This window comes from Streptomyces sp. NPDC006743, assembly GCF_040703815.1.
Classification (GTDB): domain Bacteria; phylum Actinomycetota; class Actinomycetes; order Streptomycetales; family Streptomycetaceae; genus Streptomyces.
This window is the reverse complement of the sequence record NZ_JBEYJA010000003.1, coordinates 125,195-145,267: the sequence shown is the minus strand read 5'-3', so window position 1 is coordinate 145,267 and position 20,073 is coordinate 125,195. Positions and strand designations below refer to the sequence as shown.

Genomic DNA, 20,073 nt, shown 5'->3' with positions numbered 1-20,073 from the left:
GAGCCCGGCGCGCGCCGGGCTCTTGTCACAGCGCGGCGGACGATTCGGTTCCGACCTGTTTCCGGCCCGTTCCGGATCGGGGTCTCTCACCTGAGAGAATGGTGAACATGGCCAACGACCGTCCGCCCGTCGCCCACCACCGCCCTCATGGGGATGGCTCCGCCATGCAGCGTCGTCCGCGTGTGCTCTCCGGGATCCAGCCCACCGCAGGCTCGTTCCACCTCGGCAACTACCTCGGTGCCGTCCGCCAGTGGGTGGCCCTGCAGGAGTCCCACGACGCCTTCTACATGGTCGTCGACCTGCACGCGATCACGGTCCCGCAGGACCCGGCCGAGCTGCGGGCCAACACCCGGCTGGCCGCGGCCCAGCTGCTGGCCGCGGGCCTCGACCCGGAGCGCTGCACGCTCTTCGTCCAGAGCCACGTCCCCGAGCACGCCCAGCTCGCCTGGGTCATGAACTGCCTCACCGGCTTCGGCGAGGCGTCGCGGATGACCCAGTTCAAGGACAAGTCCGCCAAGCAGGGCGCCGACCGGGCCTCCGTCGGCCTGTTCACGTACCCGGTCCTCCAGGTCGCCGACATCCTCCTGTACCAGGCCCACCAGGTGCCGGTCGGTGAGGACCAGCGCCAGCACATCGAGCTGACCCGCGACCTCGCCGAGCGCTTCAACGGCCGCTTCGGCGACACCTTCACCGTCCCCTCCGCGTACATCCTCAAGGAGACGGCGAAGATCTACGACCTGCAGGACCCGTCGATCAAGATGAGCAAGTCGGCGTCCACGCCGAAGGGCCTCATCAACCTGCTGGACGACCCGAAGACCACCGCGAAGAAGGTCAGGAGCGCGGTCACCGACACCGACACGGTCATCCGCTTCGACCCGCAGACCAAGCCCGGCGTCAGCAACCTCCTCTCCATCTACTCGACCCTCACCGGCACCGCCGTCGACGCCCTGGAACAGAAGTACGAGGGCAAGGGCTACGGCGCGCTCAAGACGGACCTCGCCGACGTCATGGTCGAGTTCGTCACACCGTTCCGGGAGCAGACCCAGCAGTACCTGGACGACCCGGAGACGCTGGACTCCATCCTGGCCAAGGGGGCGGAGAAGGCGCGCGCGGTCGCCGCGGAGACCCTCTCCCAGGCGTACGACAGGGTGGGCTTCCTGCCGGCCAAGCACTGAGGCACACCCCCGCTCGCGCCCGTCGCGGGCGGAGCGCCGCACATCACTGCGGCTGCGCCTGCCCATCGCGGGTCCGTGGTCGTACAGTCGATAGCCGGACGGCCGGGACGAAACGGCCGGGAACGCACGAGAGCGCGCGAGGCCGCACGAGACCACGCCGGGCCCCGCGCGCTCACGCGGGACCGCGCGCGACCGGGCGGGGCCGCACCGGAGCACGCCGGACGCACGCGAGAGCGCACGGGACGGGCGGGTCCGGGCGAGGCACACGACACAGGACAGCCTGCTCGACAGCGGGCACGGCACGACGACAGGAGACGACGTGGGGACCGTAACGATCGGCGTGTCGATCACGGTCCCGGAGCCCCACGGCAGCCTGCTCCAGGAGCGGCGCGCGGGCTTCGGCGACGCCGCGGCTCACAAGATCCCCACGCACGTCACCCTGCTGCCGCCGACCGAGGTGGACCGCGCCGACCTGCCGGCCGTCGAGGCCCACCTGACCGAGGTCGCGGCGGCCGGGCGGCCGTTCACCATGCGGCTGTCCGGCACCGACACCTTCCGGCCGCTGTCCCCGGTGGTGTACATCCGCGTCGTCGAGGGCGCCGAGGCGTGCAGCCGGTTGCAGGAGCGGGTGCGCGACGCCTCCGGGCCGGTGGCCCGCGAACTCCAGTTCCCCTACCATCCGCACGTCACCGTGGCGCACGGCATCGAGGAGGCGGCGATGGACCGCGCCTTCGAAGAACTCGCCGGGTACGAGGCCGAGTGGCCGTGCACCGGGTTCGCCCTGCACGAGCAGGGCCCCGACGGAGTGTGGCGCAAGCTGCGCGAGTTCTCCTTCGGCGGCCGTACGGTGGTGCCCCCGCAGGCGGCCCCCGTGGACCGCGGCACCCTGCCCGCCCGGTAGGGGCCCCGCCGCTACAGCGGCAGCCGCCGGTACACCCCGCGCGGCAGGTGCCGCAGCGCCGTCGTCACCACGCGCAGGACGCCGGGCACCCACACCGTCTCCGAGCGCCGCCGCAGGCCCAGTTCGACGGCGGTCGCCACCTCCTCGGGCGTGCTCGCCAGCGGCGGCACCGCCCGGCCCGCGGTGGCGCGGGACCGTACGAACCCGGGACGGACGACCATGACGTGCACACCCGTCCCGTACAGCGCGTCGCCCAGCCCCTGGGTGAAGGTGTCCAGACCCGCCTTGCTGGAGCCGTAGATGAAGTCGGCGCGGCGGGCCCGCTCGGCGGCGACGGAGGAGAGCACGACCAGCGAGCCGTGCCCCTGGTTCTGCAGGGCCCGCGCGGCCACCAGGCCCGCCGAGACCGCCCCGGTGTAGTTGGTCTGGGCGACGTGCACCGCGTTCAGCGGCTCCCTCTCGTCGTACGCCTGGTCGCCGAGGACGCCGAAGGCGAACAGCACCATGTCGATGGCGCCCTCGGCGAAGACCTTGCCCAGCACGGTCTCGTGGGCGCCGCAGTCGAGCGCCTCGAAGGCGACGGTGCGCACCCGCGCGCCCAGGGCGCGCAGGCGGGCCGCCTCCTCCTCCAGGGCGGGCGAGGGGCGGCCCGCCAGCCACACCGTGCGGGTGCGCCGCGCGATCAGCCGGCGGACGGTGGCGAGCGCGATCGAGGAGGTGCCGCCGAGCACGAGCACGGAGCGGGGGAGCCGGCCGGCCTCGGCACGCCCGCCGAGGCCGTCGAGGCCGGCGAGGGCCGCGGGCGGCAGGAGACGGCGGAGACGGGGCGGACGGGGCAGCGGCCCCGGGGCATCCTTCACGGCAGACGACTGTATCGCCCGCTTATGGGCGTTCTGTCGTAGAAACGCGGTGTTGGCGCGGTCCTGGAACGGGCACAAGTCGCTGCATGGACTGGCTGAAGAACCTCCCCGTGATCGGCCCGTGGCTGGCACGTCTGATGCGCACGCACGCGTGGCGGTCGTACGAGCGCCTGGACCGGGTGAAATGGACTCGGCTCGCCGCCGCCATGACGTTCGTCAGCTTCATCGCGCTGTTCCCGCTGCTGACGCTGGCCGCCGCGATCGGCACGGCCACGCTCAGCCCCAAGCAGCAGCACACGCTCGAGGGCAAGATCGCCCAGCAGTTCCCGGGCCTCGGCGACCAGCTGCACATCAGTTCCCTGGCGCAGAACGCGGGCACCGTCGGGATCATCGCGGCCGCCGCCCTGCTGTTCACCGGCATGGGCTGGGTCGGTCAGATGCGCGACTGTCTGCGGGCGGTGTGGGAGCTGCCGGACGCAGAGAAGAACCCGGTGGTGAGCAAGCTCCAGGACGCGGGGATCCTCGTCGGCTTCGGCGGCGCGGTGGTCGTCACGCTCGCCGTCTCCACCGTCGCCTCGGCCGCCGTCGGGTGGACGTCACGGCAGTTCGGCCTGGGTGAGGACGGGGTGGGCAGCGTCGTGCTGCGCGTCATCGCCTTCGCCGTCGCCGTCCTCGCCGACTTCCTGGTGCTGCTCTACGTCCTCACCCTGCTGCCCGGCGTCGAGCCGCCGCGCCGCCGGCTGCTGGTCGCCGCGCTGCTCGGGGCGATCGGCTTCGAGCTGCTGAAGCTGCTGCTCAGCGGCTACATCCAGGGCGTGGCGGCGAAGAGCATGTACGGCGCGTTCGGGGTCCCCGTCGCCCTGCTGCTGTGGATCAACTTCACGTCCAAGCTCGTCCTGTACTGCTCGTCCTGGACCGCGACCGGCAGCGCGCCGGACACCGGCGGGACCCGGCCCGGTGACGGCGGCGCGGCCGGCCCGGGCGACGGCGACCACGGCACGGGAGACACCCGCCGGCCGGCCGCGGCATAGACGGCCGCGGGGGGACGCTCCCGGCGGGGCCTTCTGGCGCAGCTCCAAGGGTGCGGGCCGCTCCCGGCGGCCGTCTCAGGGGCGCGGACGGCGGCGCATGAGTTCCGGCAGCGGCCAGCGGCGGTTGACCAGGAAGGCACCTGCCGCGAGCAGGACCAGCACACCGGCGGCGATGCCCGCGGCGACCCCCATGCCGCTGGAGCCGCTCCCGCTGGAGGCGCTCGCCGTCGAGCCGCCCCGGCCGCCGCCCGCCTGCCCGGCCGACGGTGTGGAACCCGGCTGCCCGCCGCCCGTCGAGGCGCTCCTCGGCGGTACCAGGGTGCCCACCGGCTGCACCTTGCCGGCCGCCTTGAAGCCCCAGTCGAAGAGCTGGGCGCTCTCCCGGTACACCTCGTCGTGGTCGGTCTTCTGCGGGTTCATGACCGTCACCAGCAGCACCTTGCCGTTGCGTTCGGCGACGCCGGTGAAGGTGTTGCCCGCGTTGGTGGTGTAGCCGTTCTTGACGCCCGCGATGCCCGGGTACACGGACAGGCCCGCGTCGCCGCTCAGCAGCCGGTTGGTGTTCTGGATCTCGAAGGAGGGCCGGGAGGACTTGCCCTTCTTGTCCTTCTTCGTCTCGCCGGGGAACTGGGCCCGCACGGTCGAGCAGTACTCCCGGAAGTCCTTCTTCTGCAGTCCGGAGCGGGCGAACAGGGTGAGGTCGTAGGCCGAGGAGACCTGGCCCGGCGCGTCGTAGCCGTCCGGGCTCACGACGTGGGTGTCGAGGGCCTGCAGCTCCTGGGCGTGGGCGTTCATGTCCTGGACGGTCCGGGCGACGCCGTTGTTCATGGCGGACAGCACGTGCACGGCGTCGTTGCCGGACCGCAGGAAGACGCCGAGCCACAGGTCGTGGACGGTGTAGGTCTCGTTCTCCTTGATCCCGACCAGGCTGGACCCCTCGCCCATCCCGGCCAGGTCGCTCGGGGCGACCTTGTGTGTCTGCGTCTTCGGGAACTTGGGCAGCACGGTGTCGGCGAACAGCATCTTCATGGTGCTGGCCGGGGGCAGCCGCCAGTGCGCGTTGTGGGAGGCGAGCACCTGGCCGGACTCGGCGTCGGCGACGATCCAGGAGCGCCCGCTGAGGTCCTTGGGCAGGACGGGCGCCCCGGGGCCCAGGCTGACCTGCGTCCCGGGCAGGCCGAGCCGGGCGCCGCCCACGCCGGACATGTGGGCCGGGGGCGTGGCGGAGGGGTTCTTCGGGGCCGTGGGCGCGGCGAGGGCGGCCGGCGCGGTCAGGGAGACGGACAGCAGGGCGGCGGAAGTGACCAGGAGGGAGCGGCGGGTGGTCCTGAAGGCTGCGGGCACGGTCGGAAACGTACCTGCCGGCCCCGCGGGAGCCCGGTCCCGGGTCCGGCTTCCGGCCCGACCCCGGCCACGGAGCCGGATGTCCGCCAGCGATACTGAAGGTATGAAGCTCAGCCGCCCCGTCTCCTGGTTCCTGCTCGCCTTCGGGGTGTGGAGCTGGGTCATCTGGGTCACTTTCGTCAAGAATCTCGTCAAGGACAGCAGCGGGCTCGCGTTCGACGACGGTCATCCGACGGCGTACTTCTGGGTGCACCTGACGCTGGCGGTCGTCTCCTTCGTATTGGGGACGGTCATCGGGGGCCTCGGGTTGCGCGGACTGCGTGCACTGCGCCGGACGTCATAACGCTCCCGGCGCTCCGGCGCGCTGACGGGACGTCCGGTCCGCACGCCCCTCCCGGGCGTCCGCCGGGGGTGTGGGACGTATCACTGCCCCTCACCGAAAAGGCGCTCAAAAGGGGTGAAAGGTGCACTCATCGTCTCCCTGGGGGGCAGCTGAGGACATCCTGTGAAACAAACAGAAAACACTTCTTCATAACGTCTTTTCATCCACTCCGGGATCCTCTTCCCCCAGGTGAACAACCTGTGATTATGTGTGCGCGGCCCCTAGGGGTGTGGCATATGCACAGCGGCTCGTGGAAGGGCCTGGGGAGGGCATCACCGATGCGGTCGGTTCGCATGCGGATTCTGCTGACGCTGCTGGTTCTGGCGGTGGTCGGCGTGGGCGGCTGGCAACTCCTGCCGTCGCAGGGCGACAAGAACAAGACGATCACCCTGGGCACCACGGACGCCGTCACCTCGCTGGACCCCGCGGGTGCCTACGACGCCGGTTCCTGGGCGCTGTACAGCAACGTCTTCCAGTCGCTGCTCACCTTCGAGCCCGACGGCACCCAGCCCGTGCCCGACGCGGCCAAGAACTGCGGCTTCGTCGGCAGCGGGCTGCGCACCTACCGCTGCACGGTGCGCGAGGGCCTCAAGTTCCCGAGCGGCCGGACGATGACCGCCGAGGACGTCAAGTACTCCTTCGACCGGGTCAAGAAGATCAACGCCCAGGTCGGCCCGTCGGCCCTGTTCTCCACCCTCGGCTCGGTGGACGCCGAGGGCATGACCGTCACCTTCCACCTCTCCACGCCCGACACCACCTTCCCGCTGAAGGTCGCCACCGGCGCCGGTTCCATCGTCGACCACACCCGCTACGCGCTGGACTCGCTGCGCACCGGCACCGAGGCCGACGGCACCGGGCCGTACCGCCTGACCGGGTACTCCAAGGACAAGAGCGCCGAGCTGAAGCCCAACGGCTCCTACAAGGGCGCCGTCGGCGGCACCGGACGGCCCGTGGAGGTGCGCTACTTCACCGAGGGCAGCGCGCTCGACAAGGCCTGGCAGGACAAGCAGGTCGACGTCGCCACCCGCACGCTGACGCCGAAGGTGCTCGCCGGGCTCAACCCGAGCGACCCGACCCAGCGTGTGTCGGAGTCCGACAGCGCCGAGACCCGCAACCTGTACCTCAACACGCACGCCTCCTCGCCGCTGCACGACGTCCGGGTCCGCCGCGCCCTCGCCTGGCTGATCAACCGCGAGCAGCTGGTCACCTCCGTCTACGACGGCACGGTGGACGCGCTGTACTCCCTGGTCCCGGCCGGCATCACCGGACACACCACGTCCTTCTTCGACGCCTACCCGGCCCAGAGCGTCAAGAAGGCCCGCCAGCTGCTGACCGACGCGGGGGTGCCGACCCCCGTGCGGTTCACCTACGGGTACGGCGAGGGCCGCGGCCAGGGTGCCGAGGAGGCCGCCGAGATCAAGCGGCAGCTGGAGGCGAGCGGCCTGTTCAAGGTCGACGTCAAGGGTTACGAGTGGACCGACTTCCAGAAGCGGTACACGGCAGGCAAGATCGACGCCTGGGCGGTGGGCTGGGTCGCCGACTACCCGGACCCCGACACCTTCGGCGGCCCGCTCGTCGGCACCGGCAGCAGCATGAACACCGGCTACAGCAACAAGGCCGTCGACGAACTCGTCTCCGACAGCCAGCGGTACACCGACCGCAGCCGGGCGGCGGCGGACTTCCGCGCCCTCCAGGAGAAGGTGGCCGCCGACGTGCCGCTGGTCCCGCTGTGGCAGCAGAAGGAGTACGTCGTCTCCACCGAGGACGTCGGCGGCGGCCAGTACCTGTCGGACGGCACCGGTGTCTTCCGGCTGTGGAAGCTCAACTGGATCTGAACCCCGGCCCCGCACGCCTCACAGCTGCGGACAGAAGGGGGGCCCGGCGCCCGTGACGGCGCGCCGGGCCGGGCCCTCACGCCTTCTTGCGGCCCCGGCCCGCCGGATCCGGCAGCGCCTTCGTCATCCCCGGCAGGAAGTCCGTGAACAGCTCGTGCACCTCGTGCACCAGCGGACGCAGCACCCGGAACCGGGCCAGCGACACCCCTCGCGCGGTGAGCCGCGCCCCCCGCTCGGCGAGTCGGTAGCTGCGCTCACGCCCCGGCGTGCGGTCGAACACCCAGTACAGGACGAGCCCCATCTGGGCCAGCCACATCAGCTCGGGCAGCGCCTCGCGCAGCTCGGCCGGAACCTTGGTCCGCGCCCCGTACAGCACCTGCCGGTGGACGCTGACGGCCTCCACGCGCGCGTGCTCCGACTCGGGCGAGAAGGGGCTGAGCGGACTGTCGGGATCGGCCGCGTTCTTGAAGAACTGGACGGCGAACTCGTGGTACGGCGTGGCGATGTCGAGCCAGGTCTTCAGCACGCCCGCCAGCCGCGCCTCCAGATCGCTCTCCCGGGCCAGGACACCGCGCACGGCCTCCTGGTGCTCGGCGGCGATCCGGTCGTAGAAGCCCTGGATCAGGTGCTCCTTGCCCGCGAAGTAGTAGTACGCGTTGCCGACGGAGACCCCGGCCTCCTGGGCGATGGCCCGCATGGTCGTCCTGTCGTAGCCGCGCTCCTGGAACAGCCGCATCGCCGTCTCCAGGATGAGGGCGCGGGTCTGCTCGGACTTGCTGGGGGCCGGGGCGGCGGGGGCCGGAGCGGCCGGCGCCGGGGGCGGGCCGTCGCCGTCGCTCGTGTTGCTGTCGGGGCTCTTCTTCTCGGGCACGGACAGAGCCTAGTCAGTGGCCCGGCGGCGGCCCGGGCGGGCGGCCGTTCAGGGGCGGCGGCCCAGTCCGGGGCGTTTGGTGTAGTCGGTGAAGCCCAGGACGTTGCCCCAGGGGTCGGCGACCTCCACGGTCCAGCCGGTGGCCTGCGCGGCGGGCTCGTCCAGGGGCTCGATCCCGGCCGCGGACAGCGCCCGGGCCGCCGCCCGCGCGTCGGGGACCTCCAGCCACAGCCGCGGCGTGTGCCAGGGCGGCGGCCGGTGCCCGAGCGCCTCCTCCTCGCGCAGCAGGATCCCCGGTGTCTCACCGCCCACCTTCAGCCCCGCGATCCCCGCCTCGTCCAGCCGGAACGCCACCGCGAACCCGGCCCGCTCGTAGAACCCCACGGCCTCGCCGAGATCGCCCACGGCCAGCAGCACGTTGTCGAACCCGAGCAGCTCGTACGACTCGTCATCTGACATGCGATCAGGTTAGGTACGGCCCCGCCGCGCGTCCTCGCGCACACCCCGCGCACGGGGCCGTCAGGTCACCCGCCCGGCGCAGGAACGCCGAAGGCCCCGCCCCCAGGGGGACAGGGCCTCGGCCGGACGTGCCGGAAGGCTACGGCCTCAGAAGCGGCGGGTGATCAGCGCCCGCTTGACCTCCGCGATCGCCTTCGTCACCTCGATGCCGCGGGGGCAGGCATCGGTGCAGTTGAAGGTGGTGCGGCAGCGCCACACGCCGTCCTTGTCGTTGAGGATCTCCAGGCGCTGCTCGCCCGCCTCGTCACGGCTGTCGAAGATGAAGCGGTGGGCGTTCACGATGGCGGCCGGACCGAAGTACTGGCCGTCGTTCCAGAACACCGGGCAGGAGGAGGTGCAGGCCGCGCACAGGATGCACTTCGTCGTGTCGTCGAAGCGCGCCCGGTCCTCGGCCGACTGCAGCCGCTCACGCGTGGGCTCGTTGGTGTCCTTCGTGATCAGGAAGGGCATCACGTCCCGGTACGCCTGGAAGAACGGGTCCATGTCGACCACGAGGTCCTTGAGCACCGTGAGGCCCTTGATGGGCTCCACCGTGATCGGCTTCTCGGGGTTGATGTCCTTGATCAGCGTCTTGCAGGCGAGGCGGTTCTTGCCGTTGATCCGCATCGCGTCCGAGCCGCAGATGCCGTGGGCGCAGGAGCGGCGGAAGGTGAGCGTGCCGTCGTGGTCCCACTTGATCTTGTGCAGCGCGTCGAGGACACGCTCCTTGGGGTCCATCTCCAGCTGGAAGTCTTCCCAGGTGGACTCCGCCGAGACCTCCGGGTTGAACCGGCGGACCCGCAGGGTGACGGTGATGTAGGGGGAGTCGGCGAATCCCGGCTCGGGCTGCCCGGCCGCGTCCGCCTTGTCCAGAACAGGGGTTGCCATCAGTACTTACGCTCCATCGGCTGGTAGCGGGTCTGGACGACCGGCTTGTAGTCGAGACGGATGGATTCGGACCCGTCGGCGCCGACCTCGCGGTACGCCATGGTGTGGCGCATGAAGTTGACGTCGTCGCGGTTCGGGTAGTCCTCGCGGTAGTGACCGCCGCGGGACTCCTTGCGGGCCAGGGCGGAGACCGCCATGACCTCGGCCAGGTCCAGCAGGTTGCCCAGCTCGATGGCCTCCAGGAGGTCGGTGTTGAACCGCTTGCCCTTGTCCTGGATCGCCACGTTCTTGTAGCGCTCGCGCAGCTCGGCGATCTTCTCGACCGCCGTCTTGATCGTCTGCTCGGTGCGGAAGACCATGACGTTGGCGTCCATGGTCTCCTGCAGCTCGCGGCGGAGGGTGGCCACCCGCTCGGTGCCCGTGGAGGAGCGCAGCCGCTCGATCTGCTCGACGACGAGGCTCTCCGGGTTCTCCGGCAGCTCGACGAAGTCCGCCTTCTGCGCGTACTCCGCGGCGGCGATGCCCGCGCGGCGGCCGAAGACGTTGATGTCCAGCAGCGAGTTGGTGCCCAGCCGGTTGGCGCCGTGCACGGAGACGCAGGCGACCTCGCCGGCCGCGTACAGGCCCGGGACGACGGTGGTGTTGTCCGCCAGGACCTCACCCTCGACGTTGGTCGGGATGCCGCCCATCGCGTAGTGCGCGGTCGGCTGGATCGGGATCGGGTCCGTGTACGGCTCGATGCCCAGGTAGGTCCGCGCGAACTCGGTGATGTCGGGCAGCTTGGCGTCCAGCTGCTCCGGCGGGAGGTGCGTGAGGTCGAGGTAGACGTGGTCGCCCTCGGGACCGCAGCCGCGGCCCTCACGGATCTCGGTGTAGATGGAGCGGGAGACGACGTCGCGGGAGGCGAGGTCCTTCATGACGGGCGCGTACTTCTCCATGAAGCGCTCGCCGTCCTTGTTGCGCAGGATGCCGCCCTCACCGCGGGCGCCCTCGGTGAGCAGGATGCCCATGCGCCAGATGCCGGTCGGGTGGAACTGGAAGAACTCCATGTCCTCCAGCGGCAGCCCGCGCCGGTACACGGCGGCCTGGCCGTCACCGGTCAGGGTGTGCGCGTTGGAGGTCACCTTGAAGAACTTGCCGGTGCCGCCGGAGGCGTAGATCACGGACTTCGCCTGGAAGACGTGGATCTCGCCGGTCGCCAGCTCGTACGCCACCACACCGGCCGACTTCCTGACGCCGTCGACCTCGGTGATCAGCTGGTCCAGGACGTAGAACTCGTTGAAGAACTCCACGCCCTCCTTGACGCAGTTCTGGTACAGCGTCTGGAGGATCATGTGGCCGGTGCGGTCGGCCGCGTAGCAGGAGCGGCGGACCGGGGCCTCGCCGTGGTTGCGGGAGTGCCCGCCGAAGCGGCGCTGGTCGATCGTGCCGTCCGGCGTCCGGTTGAACGGCAGGCCCATCTTCTCCAGGTCGAGGACCGAGTCGATGGCCTCCTTCGCCAGGATCTCGGCGGCGTCCTGGTCGACCAGGTAGTCACCGCCCTTGACCGTGTCGAAGGTGTGCCACTCCCAGTTGTCCTCCTCCACGTTGGCCAGCGCGGCGGCCATGCCGCCCTGCGCGGCGCCCGTGTGGGAGCGGGTGGGGTAGAGCTTGGTCAGCACGGCGGTGCGGCTGCGCTTGGTCGACTCGATGGCGGCGCGCATACCGGCGCCGCCGGCGCCGACGATGACGGTGTCGTACTTGTGGATCTTCATGAGTGGATTACCTCAGCCCCGTGCCTAGCGGATGTTCGGGTCGAAGGTGAAGATCACCAGCGTGCCCAGCAGGATGGTCCACACCGTGGCGGTGTAGAGCAGGCCCTTCAGCCACAGCCGCGTGTTAGCACGCTCCGCGTAGTCGTTGATGACGGTACGCAGGCCGTTGCAGCCGTGCAGCATGGCCAGCCACAGCATCAGCAGGTCCCAGACCTGCCACCAGGGCGAGGCCCAGCGGCCCGCGACGAAGGCGAAGCCGACCTTGGAGACACCGCCGTCCAGGACGAGCTGGATGAGCAGGTGGCCGATGACGAGGACGACCAGCACGACGCCGGACAGGCGCATGAACAGCCAGCCGTACATCTCGAAGTTGCCCCGGGTCGACCGGGGCGTCTTCTTGGTGCGCTTGCGCGGGGCCTCGATGAGCGGCGCCGGGTTGTCGACGTTGTAGGAGGCACCCTCGACCGGGCCGATGCCGGAAGCGGTGGTTTCAGTGGTGGACATGCGGCGTCAGCTCCCGAAGACGACTCGAGCGGCGTGGCCCAGGACGGGGTAGATCGCCCCGATCATGAGCACGAACCAGGCGATGACCACCGTCCAGAGCATCTGCTTCTGGTAGCGGGCGCCCTTGGCCCAGAAGTCGACGGCGATGACACGGAGACCGTTGAGCGCGTGGAAGAGGATGGCGGCGACGAGGCCGTACTCCAGGCACGCGACGATGGGGGTCTTGTACGTGGACACGACCTTGTCGTAGTCCTCGGGAGACACGCGGACGAGCGCGGTGTCCAGCACATGAACGAACAGGAAGAAGAAGATGAGGACGCCGGTGACTCGGTGAGCCACCCAGGACCACATTCCTTCCCGGCCGCGGTACAGCGTTCCAGCCGGCACGGAAGAACCCTCCGGGAGCGGGGACTAGGGCCGCGCCGGCTTCACTGTCGGTCGGGCCCGGCCGGGTACGGTCCACCGGCCCCCAGCATCGTAGCGACGTGTGCGAGCGGTGCTGACAGCGGGCCTGCCGGTGTGATCGAAGTGGCACTCAAAGGGGCACGTACGGGTGAGCGCCGGGCGGGTGCCGGGCGGGTGCGGCCGCTCACGCGCCGATCGCGGGCGCGTCGGGGCTGGTCGCGAGGTCGCGGCCCCGGGCGGCCCGCAGCAGCCGGTCCCGTGCCAGGCGGCGCAGCTCCTCCGCCGTCACCACCCGCTCGTCCTCCGGATCGTTCGTCAATCGTGACCGGATCGCCGCCAGGAGGTGGTCGAGGGTCTCGGCGGGGGAGACGGTGCCGAGGCAGATGACGAACGTGTGTCCGAATCGCGCCTCGTAGGCGGCGTACGCGGCGCTCAGGGCCGTGGAGGCGGCCAGGTATATGTCCTCGGGCAGCACGGGCAGGGGCTCCGCCGCCACCGCCTCCGCCAGCTCGGCCGCCGCCAGGTCGTACACCGCCTCGTCCGCCGCCGCCAGCAGGGCGGACAGGTCCGGGTAGGGGCGGTGGGCGGCGACGCGCCGGGCCCAGCGCGGACTGCGCAGGCAGGCCAGGAGGATGCGGCGGGCCTCGTCAGGCGGGACGGTGTTGAAGTGCTCCAGGTTCTGCGCGGGCAGCGTGGGTCCTCGGCGTGGGAAACCGGCGCGCCGCTGACGGGCGTTCCGGATGAGTCGGCAGGGGAGGGTGCGAACTGTGCCGCCACGTTACCGGGAGCGTTCCCGGCGTGTCCGGTCGGTGCCCGGATTTCACCCGGACGGGAGAGTCCGGGAACGGCTCCTGGACATCCGGCGCGGGACGAGGCCGTAGGTTGGCCGTGTGAGTCAGCACAGGCGGCGCCGTGCCCCGGCGCGCACACCGCGGCACGGATGGTTACTGGTCGGCGGGGTGTTCGCCGCCACGGTCGGTCTGGGCGCCGGACTCGGCGTGTGGGCCTGGGACGGCGACGACGGCGGACCGGCGGACGTGGCGAGCCCGGCCACGGCCTCCGCGTCCCCGACCCCGCCCGCTCCCCGCCCCACCAGGACCTACCCGCTCTCCCGGGCGCCGCAGACCATTCCCGCCGTGCGCTCGCACACCGCCGCCCGTGGCCCCGGCTGGCGCCCGGCACCGGGCCGGCGGGTGGTGGTCGGCGACGTGTCCCTCGCCGACGAGGGGAAGCTGCTGGCCGGCGAGCTGGGGCTGACCTACGCGGGGCGGGCGGGCGACGCGCGGGACGGCGACGTACGGCTGGCGCTGGGCGGCGGCCGGGGCGCGAACCCGGAGTCGTACTCCCTGACCGTGCGCGGCGGCCGGGTCACCGTCACCGCACCCTCCGACGCGGGCGTCTTCTACGGGACCCGGACCCTCAAACAGGAGGTGCACGCGGGCGGCACGGCCCCCGAGGGCGTCGTCGACGACGCGCCCGCCAAGCCGCGGCGCGGCTTCATGCTGGACATCGCGCGCAAGCCGTTCACCGCGGAGTGGGTGGAGGACCGCATACGGGAGCTGGGCGACCTCAAGTACAACGAGCTGGGCCTGCACTTCTCCGACGACCAGGCCTTCCGCCTCCAGTCCGACACGCACCCGGAGATCGTCTCCCCCGACCACCTGACCAAGGCGCAGGTCAAGCGGATCGTCGACCTCGCCGCCGGCCGGCACATCACCGTCGTGCCCGAGATCGACTCGCCCGGCCACCTGGGCGCGGTGATCGCCGCCCACCCCGATCTGCAGCTGCGCAACGCGCAGGGCGTGGCGACCAGGGGCGCGATCGACATCTCCAAGGACGGCGCGGCGCGGATCGTCGACGACCTCCTGAACGAGTTCGCGGGCGTCTTCCCCGGCGGCTACTGGCACCTGGGCGGCGACGAGTACCAGGCGCTGACCGTCCGCAGCCCCGAGGCGTCCTACCCGCAGCTGGCCGCCGCCGCGCGCAGGGCCTACGGTTCCGGCGCCACCGTGGCCGACCTGACGACCGGCTGGCTGAACGACCGGGCCGCCACGGTCCGCGGCCGCGGCCGCGCACCGCGCGCCTGGAACGACGGCTTCTTCCGGAACGCCTCGGTGCGGCCGGACAAGGACATCGAGGCCGCCTACTGGACCGGCAAGGAGCTGGGCGCCCGCCCGCCGGCCGAGTACCTGGCCGCCGGCCGCGCGGTGATCAACTACAACGACGAGTTCCTCTACTACGTCCTCGGCCAGCCGCAGACCTTCGTCTACCCGACCGGGCAGCGGATCTACGAGCAGTGGACCCCGCGGGTGCTGCGCGGCACCGAGGCGGTGCCCGCCCGGTACGACTCCCGGATCCTGGGCGGCAGCTTCGCCGTCTGGTGCGACCTGGCGCACTCCCAGTCCCAGGAGCAGGTGGCCGCCGGCATCCGCCTGCCGCTGCGGGCGACCGTGCAGAAGCTGTGGGACCCGGGCAGGCCACCGCTGTCCTGGACGGACTTCAAGGCCCTGGCGGACCGCCTGGACTGAGGGAAGCCCACGCAACCGGCTTGGCCGGAATCTTTTCTTCTGCGCTCCCCCTCGACGGGGTGTGACGGCCGTGTGACACTACGGGGCGGCCGCACGCAGCACCGGACGGTGCGGCCTTCACTGAGGTCGGCGGTCTGCCGAGGGGGCGTGGATGAGCCTGGTGGAACTGATCGCGCGGGCCGACGAACGCGGCCTCGCCGCCAGCGGTCTGGCTTGTTCGGACCGGTGCGTTCCGCTGCTCGGCGGCGACGACGAGGTGCTGCGCCCGCTGTGGGGGGCGCTCACGGACGAGGGCGGCGACTGGGGAGCGCGGCTGGAGCGGGCGCGCGGCACGCTCCGCGCGACCGTCCCCGGCGGCTCCGCCGGGGACGAGGCGGTGCTGCTGGCCCGCCGCATGCTCGACGCCGCACCGGCCGCCCGGTCCGCCGCCGCCGTACGGGAGTGGGCCGGCCTCTGCTCGGCCGCCTCCCTGCGGATCCACCGGCTCCTCGACCCCGCCGGGGCCGCCGCGCCGGCCGACGCCCCGGGCACGGACCTGTCGCCGCTGGTCGCGGCCGAACTGCGCCGTCAGATCACCGTCCTGGAACTCCTCACCGGGCACGGCGCCGCCGGGCTGCGGCAGGCCCGGGAGGTCTCGACGCAGGGGCGCCGGGTCCTGCGGGCGGTGGTGTCCCGCCGGGCCCGCGCCCAGGGGTGACCGCCGGACCCGGAGGGCGTCGGGGCCTGTGACACTTCGGTACGGCCCGGCGCTGATGACCATGGACGGTCACGCACGGTCCGTCCTGTGACACGGTGCGGGTCCGGCGCGGCCCGCCTCGCACCCGGTACGAACGAGGACAGCGTTGGGCCAGCGAGGGGAGCCCCGTCGCACGCACGCGTCGGACGGGGAACTGGGCGCGGCGGTCGCGCGGGCCCAGCAGGGCGACGAGGACGCGTTCGCGGTGGCGTACCGGATCGTGCACCCCGGGCTGCTCGGCTACCTCCGCGGGCTCGTCGGCGAGGACGCCGAGGACGTGGCGTCCGACGCCTGGCTGGAGATCGCCCGGGACCTGGCCCGGTTCGACGGCGACGGGGCGGGCTTCCGCGGCTGGACGGCGGCCATCGCCCGGCACCGCGCCCTGGACCACCTGCGGCGCCGGCGGGTACGGCCCCGGGCGGCGGCGTTGGACGAGGAGGACGTGCTCGGCCTGGCCGGTCCGCTGGACACGTACGAGCAGGCGCTGGAATCGCTGTCCACCGCGCGCGCTCTCGGCCTGGTGCGCACCCTGCCGCCCGACCAGGCGGAGGCCGTGCTGCTGCGGGTCGTCGTCGGCCTCGACGCCCCCGCCGCCGCCCGCGTCCTCGGCAAGCGGCCCGGCGCGGTGCGCACGGCCGCGTACCGGGGGCTGAAACGTCTCGCCGAGCGCCTCGCCGCGACCGGTGCGCCGCAGGACGAGCCGCGGCGGCCGGGTGAGTCGGCGGAGCCGGAGTGAACGAGCGGGGCGGCGCCCGGCTCGGGCGCGGGCCCGCGGAAAAGGGAGGGTGCAGGGAGCCCGGGCGGCACCCGGGCCAGCGAGGGCCCTGCGGCACCACGGCGTCACGGTCGTCCTGGCCGGAGCGACGGCCGGGGCCGCCACCCTCCAGCGCCCTGCTCACCGGTTGTGTCCTGCGTGCTGGGCCGAGCTCTTCCGGCTGGATGAGAACACGTGAGGCGTCTGGGCCCCCTGGTCACGGAATTCGCGCGAAACCCCAGGTGAGACTCTTGGAACCGAAGCAACGGCCGGGGCCGCCACCCCCCACAGGAGAGGCCCCGGCCGTCGCGCGGCACGGGCCGCGCGGCGGCCCGTATCTCCTTCAGCGCCATGAGTGCGTTTTCTGTCACACCTCGGCTCCCGAGTGGTTGGTTGCACGTTGTACGGTCATGGACGAGAGGCGGTTTCAGGCCGTAACGTGCCTTTCGCGCCGGGTGCGGAAGATGCATGATCACCGCACGTCCGACGGCCGCGATGCCGCGACGATCCTGCTCGATCTACTGAGGAACCACGGGGTGCTGGGGGACGACGCGGAGCTGACCGCCGCGGTGCTTGCCGCGCAGACCGGGGACGAGGGCGCGTTCCGGACTGTGTACCGCGCCGTGCACCCGCGGCTGCTCGGATACCTGCGCACCCTGGTCGGCGAACCGGACGCCGAGGACGTGGCCTCCGAGGCCTGGCTCCAGATCGCCCGCGACCTCGAGCGCTTCAGCGGCGACGCCGACCGCTTCCGCGGCTGGGCCGCGCGGATAGCCCGCAACCGCGCCCTGGACCACATACGCATGCGCGGGCGCCGCCCCGCCATCGGCGGCGACGAAACGGAACTGGCCGACCGGGCCGCCGCCTCCGACACCGCCGGTGAGGCCATCGAGGCGCTCACCACCGGCAGCACCCTCTCCCTCATCGCGCAACTGCCCCAGGACCAGGCCGAGGCCGTGGTGCTGCGCGTGGTCGTGGGTCTGGACGCCAAGACCGCCGCCGAGACGCTCGGCAAGCGGCCGGGCGCCGTGCGCACCGCCGCGCACCGCGGTCTGAAACGGCTCGCGGAGCTGCTCGGCGACGATCCGGAATCCGCCGGCGCGTTCAGCGCGATGTCGCCCCCGCGAGAACCGCGCGGCCACGCGGTGACGTCCGCCGGTGTGACGCATACGCGCGCCCGGACGCAGAAGGACATGTGATGGCCGACGAGCAGTACCGATGGCTGGACCGCGACACCGCGGAGCGCCTGCTCCGCGGAGAGCCACCGGACACCGTCGACGTCACCGTCCGTGACCAGGCGCAACGCCTCGCCGACGTACTGAGGGCGCTGTCCGCCGCGCCCGCCGCCCCTCCTTCCGACGGCGCGGCCGAACTGCCCGGCGAGGCGGCCGCGCTCGCCGCCTTCCGCAAGGTCCGCGCCGAGCGGGCCGACGCCCGCGCCGGGCAGGCCGTGGCCGCGTCGCCCGAGGCCGCGGGCCGGTACGGAGCAGCCCAGTCCGCCGACGCGGGGCTCGTCCGGCTCGCCGCGCGCACGCCCCGGAACGGGTCGCGGACGAACCCCGTCCGTTCCCGGCGCCCCGGTCCGCGGCTGGGCCGTCCTGTCCGCCTGGCCCTGTCCGCGACCCTGGCCGCGGGCGCCCTCGGCGGGGTGGCCGCCGCGGCCACGACCGGCGTGCTGCCGACCCCGTTCGGCGGCGACGAGCCCGCCCCTGCCGCGTCCGTCTCCCCCTCGGCCACGTCGGCCCGTCCCTCGCCGCCGTTCGCCGGGAGCGGGGAAGCGAGCGGCCCCGGCTCCGGGTCGCCGGCACCCGGTGGCGCCGGCGTCACGGCCGGTTCGTCCGCCGGTGACGCCTCGACGCCCGCCCGCGACGGCGCTCCCGGGGACGGCTCCTCGGCCGCCGGCGACGGGGACCGGGCCGGGCAGGGCGGCCAGGACGGCCAGGGCGGTCGCTGGGGCCGGCTGTCGGCCGCCTGCCGGGACCTGCGGGACGGCAAGGTGCTGGACACCGGCCGCAAGCACGTGCTGGACGGCGCGGCGGGCGGCTCCTCGCGGGTCTGGACGTACTGCAAGGGCATCCTGAAGTCGGCCGGCGGCCAAGGGGCGGGCCAGGGCAACGGCACCGGCCAGGGCGGGTCCGGCAACGGCGGCCAGAACGGCCAGGGGGACCAGAACGGCCAGGGGGACCAGAACGGCCAGGGCGGCAAGGGCGGCCACCAGGGGCGCGGCGACGGCAAGGGCGGCGGCCGGGGCGGTGACGACGACGCGGGTCACGCGGACGGTGGCCCCTCCGGCGGCGGTCTTCCCAGCGGCCATCCGGACGGCGCTCGTCCGCGCGAGGGTGTCCTGCCCCGCTCGTCCGCCGTACCGTCGCCCCCCGCGAAGGCGGCCTCCCCTCGCCCCTCGGCACACCTCTGACCTGCGCTTTCGCAGTCACCAGAAAGTTTTTCCGGCTAGGTGTGACGTTTTTGGCGGCGCCGACGCAGTACTGAGTGAGCCGACTGGTCATCGGCCCTTGCACGACGCCGGGGTTCCCCCCGTACCTACGGCTCGTGCATCTGGCGCGGGCGGGACACGTTCCCCCGGTCCCGCCCGCGCCCCCACTGCCTCCAGGGCCCGGGCGTCCGCCTCACCAGTGCACGACGACCTTGTCGCCCACCTCCACCTGCGCGAACATGTGGGCGATCGCCGCCTCGTCCCGTACGTTGACACAGCCGTGCGAGCCGCCGGCGTAACCCCGGGCCGCGAAGTCCGAGGAGTAGTGGACGGCCTGTCCGCCGCTGAAGAACATCGCGTACGGCATCGCCGAGTGGTAGATCGTCGACACATGGTGACGTGACTTCCAGTAGACCTGGAACACACCTTCACGGGTGGGTGTGGCCTCCGTACCGAACCGCACCGCCATCGTCGAGACGGTCCGCCCGTCGATCATCCAGCGCAGGGTCCGGGTCGTCTTGTCGATGCAGAGCACCCGGCCCGTCAGACAGCGCGGGTCCGGCGCGCCGGCGGGCTGGCCGCCCATGAGGTACAGCTCCCACCGGCCCGGCTCGTGCGTCATCCCGCGCAGCCGCTGCCAGGTGACGGTGTCGGTGCGTCCCGTGCGCGGCAGACCGCGCTTGCCCTGGAAGCCCCGGACCGCCCGCTCCGTCGCGGGGCCGTAGGTCCCCGTCGGCCCCTGGGACAGCCAGCCGATCTGCCGCAGACGGGCCTGGAGCTCCCGGACGGCCCGCCCGCTGTCGCCGCGCGACCACAGCACGGGGGCGGCGGCGGGCGGAACGGCCGGGGCGGTACGGGCGCCCCCACCCGGACCGCCGCCCCCGCCCGCGCTTCCGCTCCCGGCCTTGCCGTCGGCCTTCCCGCCGCCCGGCCGGGCGGCCGGCACCTCGATGTGCACGGGCGAGCGGTGCCGCCCGGCCGAGCCGGAACCGGACGCCGTAGCGGAACCCGGGCCCGCGCCCGTGGCACCGCCCGGCCCCCGGGCCGCGCCCGTACCCGTCGGCTGCACCGTGCAGCCGTAGACCCCCGTCAGCGCCACGGCCGCGGCCACGCCGACGGCCGCCCTCCTCATGCCCCCGACACCCATGCGGCCCCCCGCTGTCCCAGAGATCC

Annotated in this window: 20 protein-coding genes; 10 read left to right on the top strand and 10 right to left on the bottom strand. The window is 72.6% G+C overall.

Annotated elements, in window-relative coordinates; genetic code table 11:
* Nucleotides 1-164: 164 nt before the first annotated feature.
* Both trpS and ABZ719_RS03740 read left to right on the top strand, forming a co-directional pair.
* Nucleotides 165-1,175, top strand: a complete 1,011-nt coding sequence (gene trpS, locus ABZ719_RS03745; RefSeq protein WP_037861004.1) for a tryptophan--tRNA ligase — start codon at nucleotides 165-167, stop codon at nucleotides 1,173-1,175.
* Nucleotides 1,176-1,494: 319 nt separating this feature from the next.
* A complete protein-coding gene (locus tag ABZ719_RS03740) occupies nucleotides 1,495-2,076 on the top strand; it encodes a 2'-5' RNA ligase family protein (protein WP_366723614.1) in 582 nt (193 codons plus the stop codon).
* 11 nt (nucleotides 2,077-2,087) lie between these two features.
* Here the strand turns inward: ABZ719_RS03740 and ABZ719_RS03735 are convergent, their stop codons facing one another.
* Nucleotides 2,088-2,813: an SDR family NAD(P)-dependent oxidoreductase gene (locus ABZ719_RS03735; RefSeq protein ID WP_366723757.1), complete on the bottom strand. Its 726-nt coding sequence runs from the start codon at nucleotides 2,811-2,813 to the stop codon at nucleotides 2,088-2,090.
* A 209-nt stretch (nucleotides 2,814-3,022) separates the two neighbouring features.
* On the opposite strand from ABZ719_RS03735, the gene ABZ719_RS03730 reads away from it, so the two are divergent.
* Complete coding sequence (locus ABZ719_RS03730; protein WP_366723613.1) at nucleotides 3,023-3,967, top strand: YihY/virulence factor BrkB family protein; 945 nt, start codon at nucleotides 3,023-3,025, stop codon at nucleotides 3,965-3,967.
* A 75-nt stretch (nucleotides 3,968-4,042) separates the two neighbouring features.
* Here the strand turns inward: ABZ719_RS03730 and ABZ719_RS03725 are convergent, their stop codons facing one another.
* Entirely contained in the window at nucleotides 4,043-5,311 is a 1,269-nt protein-coding gene (locus ABZ719_RS03725; RefSeq protein ID WP_366723612.1) for a D-alanyl-D-alanine carboxypeptidase, read from the bottom strand.
* Between the two features lie 103 nt (nucleotides 5,312-5,414).
* Between ABZ719_RS03725 and ABZ719_RS03720 the strand changes: the two genes are divergently transcribed.
* Both ABZ719_RS03720 and ABZ719_RS03715 read left to right on the top strand, forming a co-directional pair.
* Nucleotides 5,415-5,654, top strand: coding sequence for an SCO4848 family membrane protein (locus tag ABZ719_RS03720; protein ID WP_037861093.1), 240 nt, complete (start codon nucleotides 5,415-5,417; stop codon nucleotides 5,652-5,654).
* A 332-nt stretch (nucleotides 5,655-5,986) separates the two neighbouring features.
* Complete coding sequence (locus ABZ719_RS03715; RefSeq protein ID WP_366723611.1) at nucleotides 5,987-7,528, top strand: ABC transporter substrate-binding protein; 1,542 nt, start codon at nucleotides 5,987-5,989, stop codon at nucleotides 7,526-7,528.
* A 76-nt stretch (nucleotides 7,529-7,604) separates the two neighbouring features.
* On the opposite strand, the gene ABZ719_RS03710 is transcribed toward ABZ719_RS03715, so the two are convergent.
* The 7 genes from ABZ719_RS03710 to ABZ719_RS03680 all read right to left on the bottom strand — a co-directional run bounded on the left by ABZ719_RS03710 (nucleotide 7,605) and on the right by ABZ719_RS03680 (nucleotide 13,139).
* Nucleotides 7,605-8,279, bottom strand: a complete 675-nt coding sequence (locus tag ABZ719_RS03710; protein ID WP_366723756.1) for a TetR family transcriptional regulator — start codon at nucleotides 8,277-8,279, stop codon at nucleotides 7,605-7,607.
* A 168-nt stretch (nucleotides 8,280-8,447) separates the two neighbouring features.
* Nucleotides 8,448-8,858, bottom strand: a complete 411-nt coding sequence (locus tag ABZ719_RS03705; protein WP_366723610.1) for a VOC family protein — start codon at nucleotides 8,856-8,858, stop codon at nucleotides 8,448-8,450.
* Between the two features lie 147 nt (nucleotides 8,859-9,005).
* Entirely contained in the window at nucleotides 9,006-9,785 is a 780-nt protein-coding gene (locus ABZ719_RS03700) for a succinate dehydrogenase iron-sulfur subunit (protein ID WP_037861016.1), read from the bottom strand.
* Nucleotides 9,785-11,539: a succinate dehydrogenase flavoprotein subunit gene (sdhA, locus tag ABZ719_RS03695; protein ID WP_366723609.1), complete on the bottom strand. Its 1,755-nt coding sequence runs from the start codon at nucleotides 11,537-11,539 to the stop codon at nucleotides 9,785-9,787. The genes ABZ719_RS03700 and sdhA overlap by 1 nt, the downstream gene beginning before the upstream one ends.
* Before the next feature lie 24 nt (nucleotides 11,540-11,563).
* Nucleotides 11,564-12,043, bottom strand: a complete 480-nt coding sequence (locus tag ABZ719_RS03690; protein ID WP_037861021.1) for a succinate dehydrogenase hydrophobic membrane anchor subunit — start codon at nucleotides 12,041-12,043, stop codon at nucleotides 11,564-11,566.
* A 6-nt stretch (nucleotides 12,044-12,049) separates the two neighbouring features.
* Nucleotides 12,050-12,430, bottom strand: coding sequence for a succinate dehydrogenase, cytochrome b556 subunit (gene sdhC, locus ABZ719_RS03685; RefSeq protein WP_366723608.1), 381 nt, complete (start codon nucleotides 12,428-12,430; stop codon nucleotides 12,050-12,052).
* A gap of 202 nt (nucleotides 12,431-12,632) precedes the next feature.
* The gene (locus ABZ719_RS03680) at nucleotides 12,633-13,139 is read right to left on the bottom strand and encodes a 2-oxo-4-hydroxy-4-carboxy-5-ureidoimidazoline decarboxylase (protein ID WP_366723755.1); all 507 of its coding nucleotides are present in this window, start codon (nucleotides 13,137-13,139) and stop codon (nucleotides 12,633-12,635) included.
* Between the two features lie 199 nt (nucleotides 13,140-13,338).
* On the opposite strand from ABZ719_RS03680, the gene ABZ719_RS03675 reads away from it, so the two are divergent.
* The 5 genes from ABZ719_RS03675 (at nucleotide 13,339) to ABZ719_RS03655 (ending at nucleotide 18,882) form a co-directional block, all read left to right on the top strand.
* On the top strand, nucleotides 13,339-14,976 hold the full coding sequence (locus ABZ719_RS03675; protein WP_366723607.1) for a glycoside hydrolase family 20 protein: 1,638 nt from the start codon (nucleotides 13,339-13,341) through the stop codon (nucleotides 14,974-14,976).
* Between the two features lie 151 nt (nucleotides 14,977-15,127).
* Nucleotides 15,128-15,673 (top strand): hypothetical protein, encoded by a 546-nt coding sequence (locus ABZ719_RS03670; RefSeq protein ID WP_366723606.1) that lies wholly within the window; start codon nucleotides 15,128-15,130, stop codon nucleotides 15,671-15,673.
* 145 nt (nucleotides 15,674-15,818) lie between these two features.
* Nucleotides 15,819-16,448, top strand: coding sequence for an RNA polymerase sigma factor (locus ABZ719_RS03665; protein WP_366723605.1), 630 nt, complete (start codon nucleotides 15,819-15,821; stop codon nucleotides 16,446-16,448).
* A gap of 554 nt (nucleotides 16,449-17,002) precedes the next feature.
* Entirely contained in the window at nucleotides 17,003-17,665 is a 663-nt protein-coding gene (locus ABZ719_RS03660; protein ID WP_366723754.1) for an RNA polymerase sigma factor, read from the top strand.
* Entirely contained in the window at nucleotides 17,665-18,882 is a 1,218-nt protein-coding gene (locus tag ABZ719_RS03655) for an extensin (RefSeq protein WP_366723604.1), read from the top strand. Before ABZ719_RS03660 ends, ABZ719_RS03655 begins: the two co-directional genes overlap by 1 nt.
* A gap of 211 nt (nucleotides 18,883-19,093) precedes the next feature.
* Here ABZ719_RS03655 and ABZ719_RS03650 read toward each other — a convergent pair whose 3' ends face one another.
* Nucleotides 19,094-20,032 (bottom strand): L,D-transpeptidase family protein, encoded by a 939-nt coding sequence (locus ABZ719_RS03650; protein WP_366723603.1) that lies wholly within the window; start codon nucleotides 20,030-20,032, stop codon nucleotides 19,094-19,096.
* Nucleotides 20,033-20,073 lie beyond the last annotated feature (41 nt).

Coding starts and splice junctions, on each gene's coding strand:
- trpS (WP_037861004.1), top strand. CDS start 165: ATGCAGCGTCGTCCGCGTGTGCTCTCCGGGATCCAGCCCACCGCAGGC.
- ABZ719_RS03730 (WP_366723613.1), top strand. CDS start 3,023: ATGGACTGGCTGAAGAACCTCCCCGTGATCGGCCCGTGGCTGGCACGT.
- ABZ719_RS03720 (WP_037861093.1), top strand. CDS start 5,415: ATGAAGCTCAGCCGCCCCGTCTCCTGGTTCCTGCTCGCCTTCGGGGTG.
- ABZ719_RS03715 (WP_366723611.1), top strand. CDS start 5,987: ATGCGGATTCTGCTGACGCTGCTGGTTCTGGCGGTGGTCGGCGTGGGC.
- ABZ719_RS03705 (WP_366723610.1), bottom strand. CDS start 8,858: ATGTCAGATGACGAGTCGTACGAGCTGCTCGGGTTCGACAACGTGCTG.
- ABZ719_RS03700 (WP_037861016.1), bottom strand. CDS start 9,785: ATGGCAACCCCTGTTCTGGACAAGGCGGACGCGGCCGGGCAGCCCGAG.
- sdhA (WP_366723609.1), bottom strand. CDS start 11,539: ATGAAGATCCACAAGTACGACACCGTCATCGTCGGCGCCGGCGGCGCC.
- ABZ719_RS03690 (WP_037861021.1), bottom strand. CDS start 12,043: ATGTCCACCACTGAAACCACCGCTTCCGGCATCGGCCCGGTCGAGGGT.
- ABZ719_RS03670 (WP_366723606.1), top strand. CDS start 15,128: ATGAGCCTGGTGGAACTGATCGCGCGGGCCGACGAACGCGGCCTCGCC.
- ABZ719_RS03655 (WP_366723604.1), top strand. CDS start 17,665: ATGGCCGACGAGCAGTACCGATGGCTGGACCGCGACACCGCGGAGCGC.
- ABZ719_RS03650 (WP_366723603.1), bottom strand. CDS start 20,032: ATGAGGAGGGCGGCCGTCGGCGTGGCCGCGGCCGTGGCGCTGACGGGG.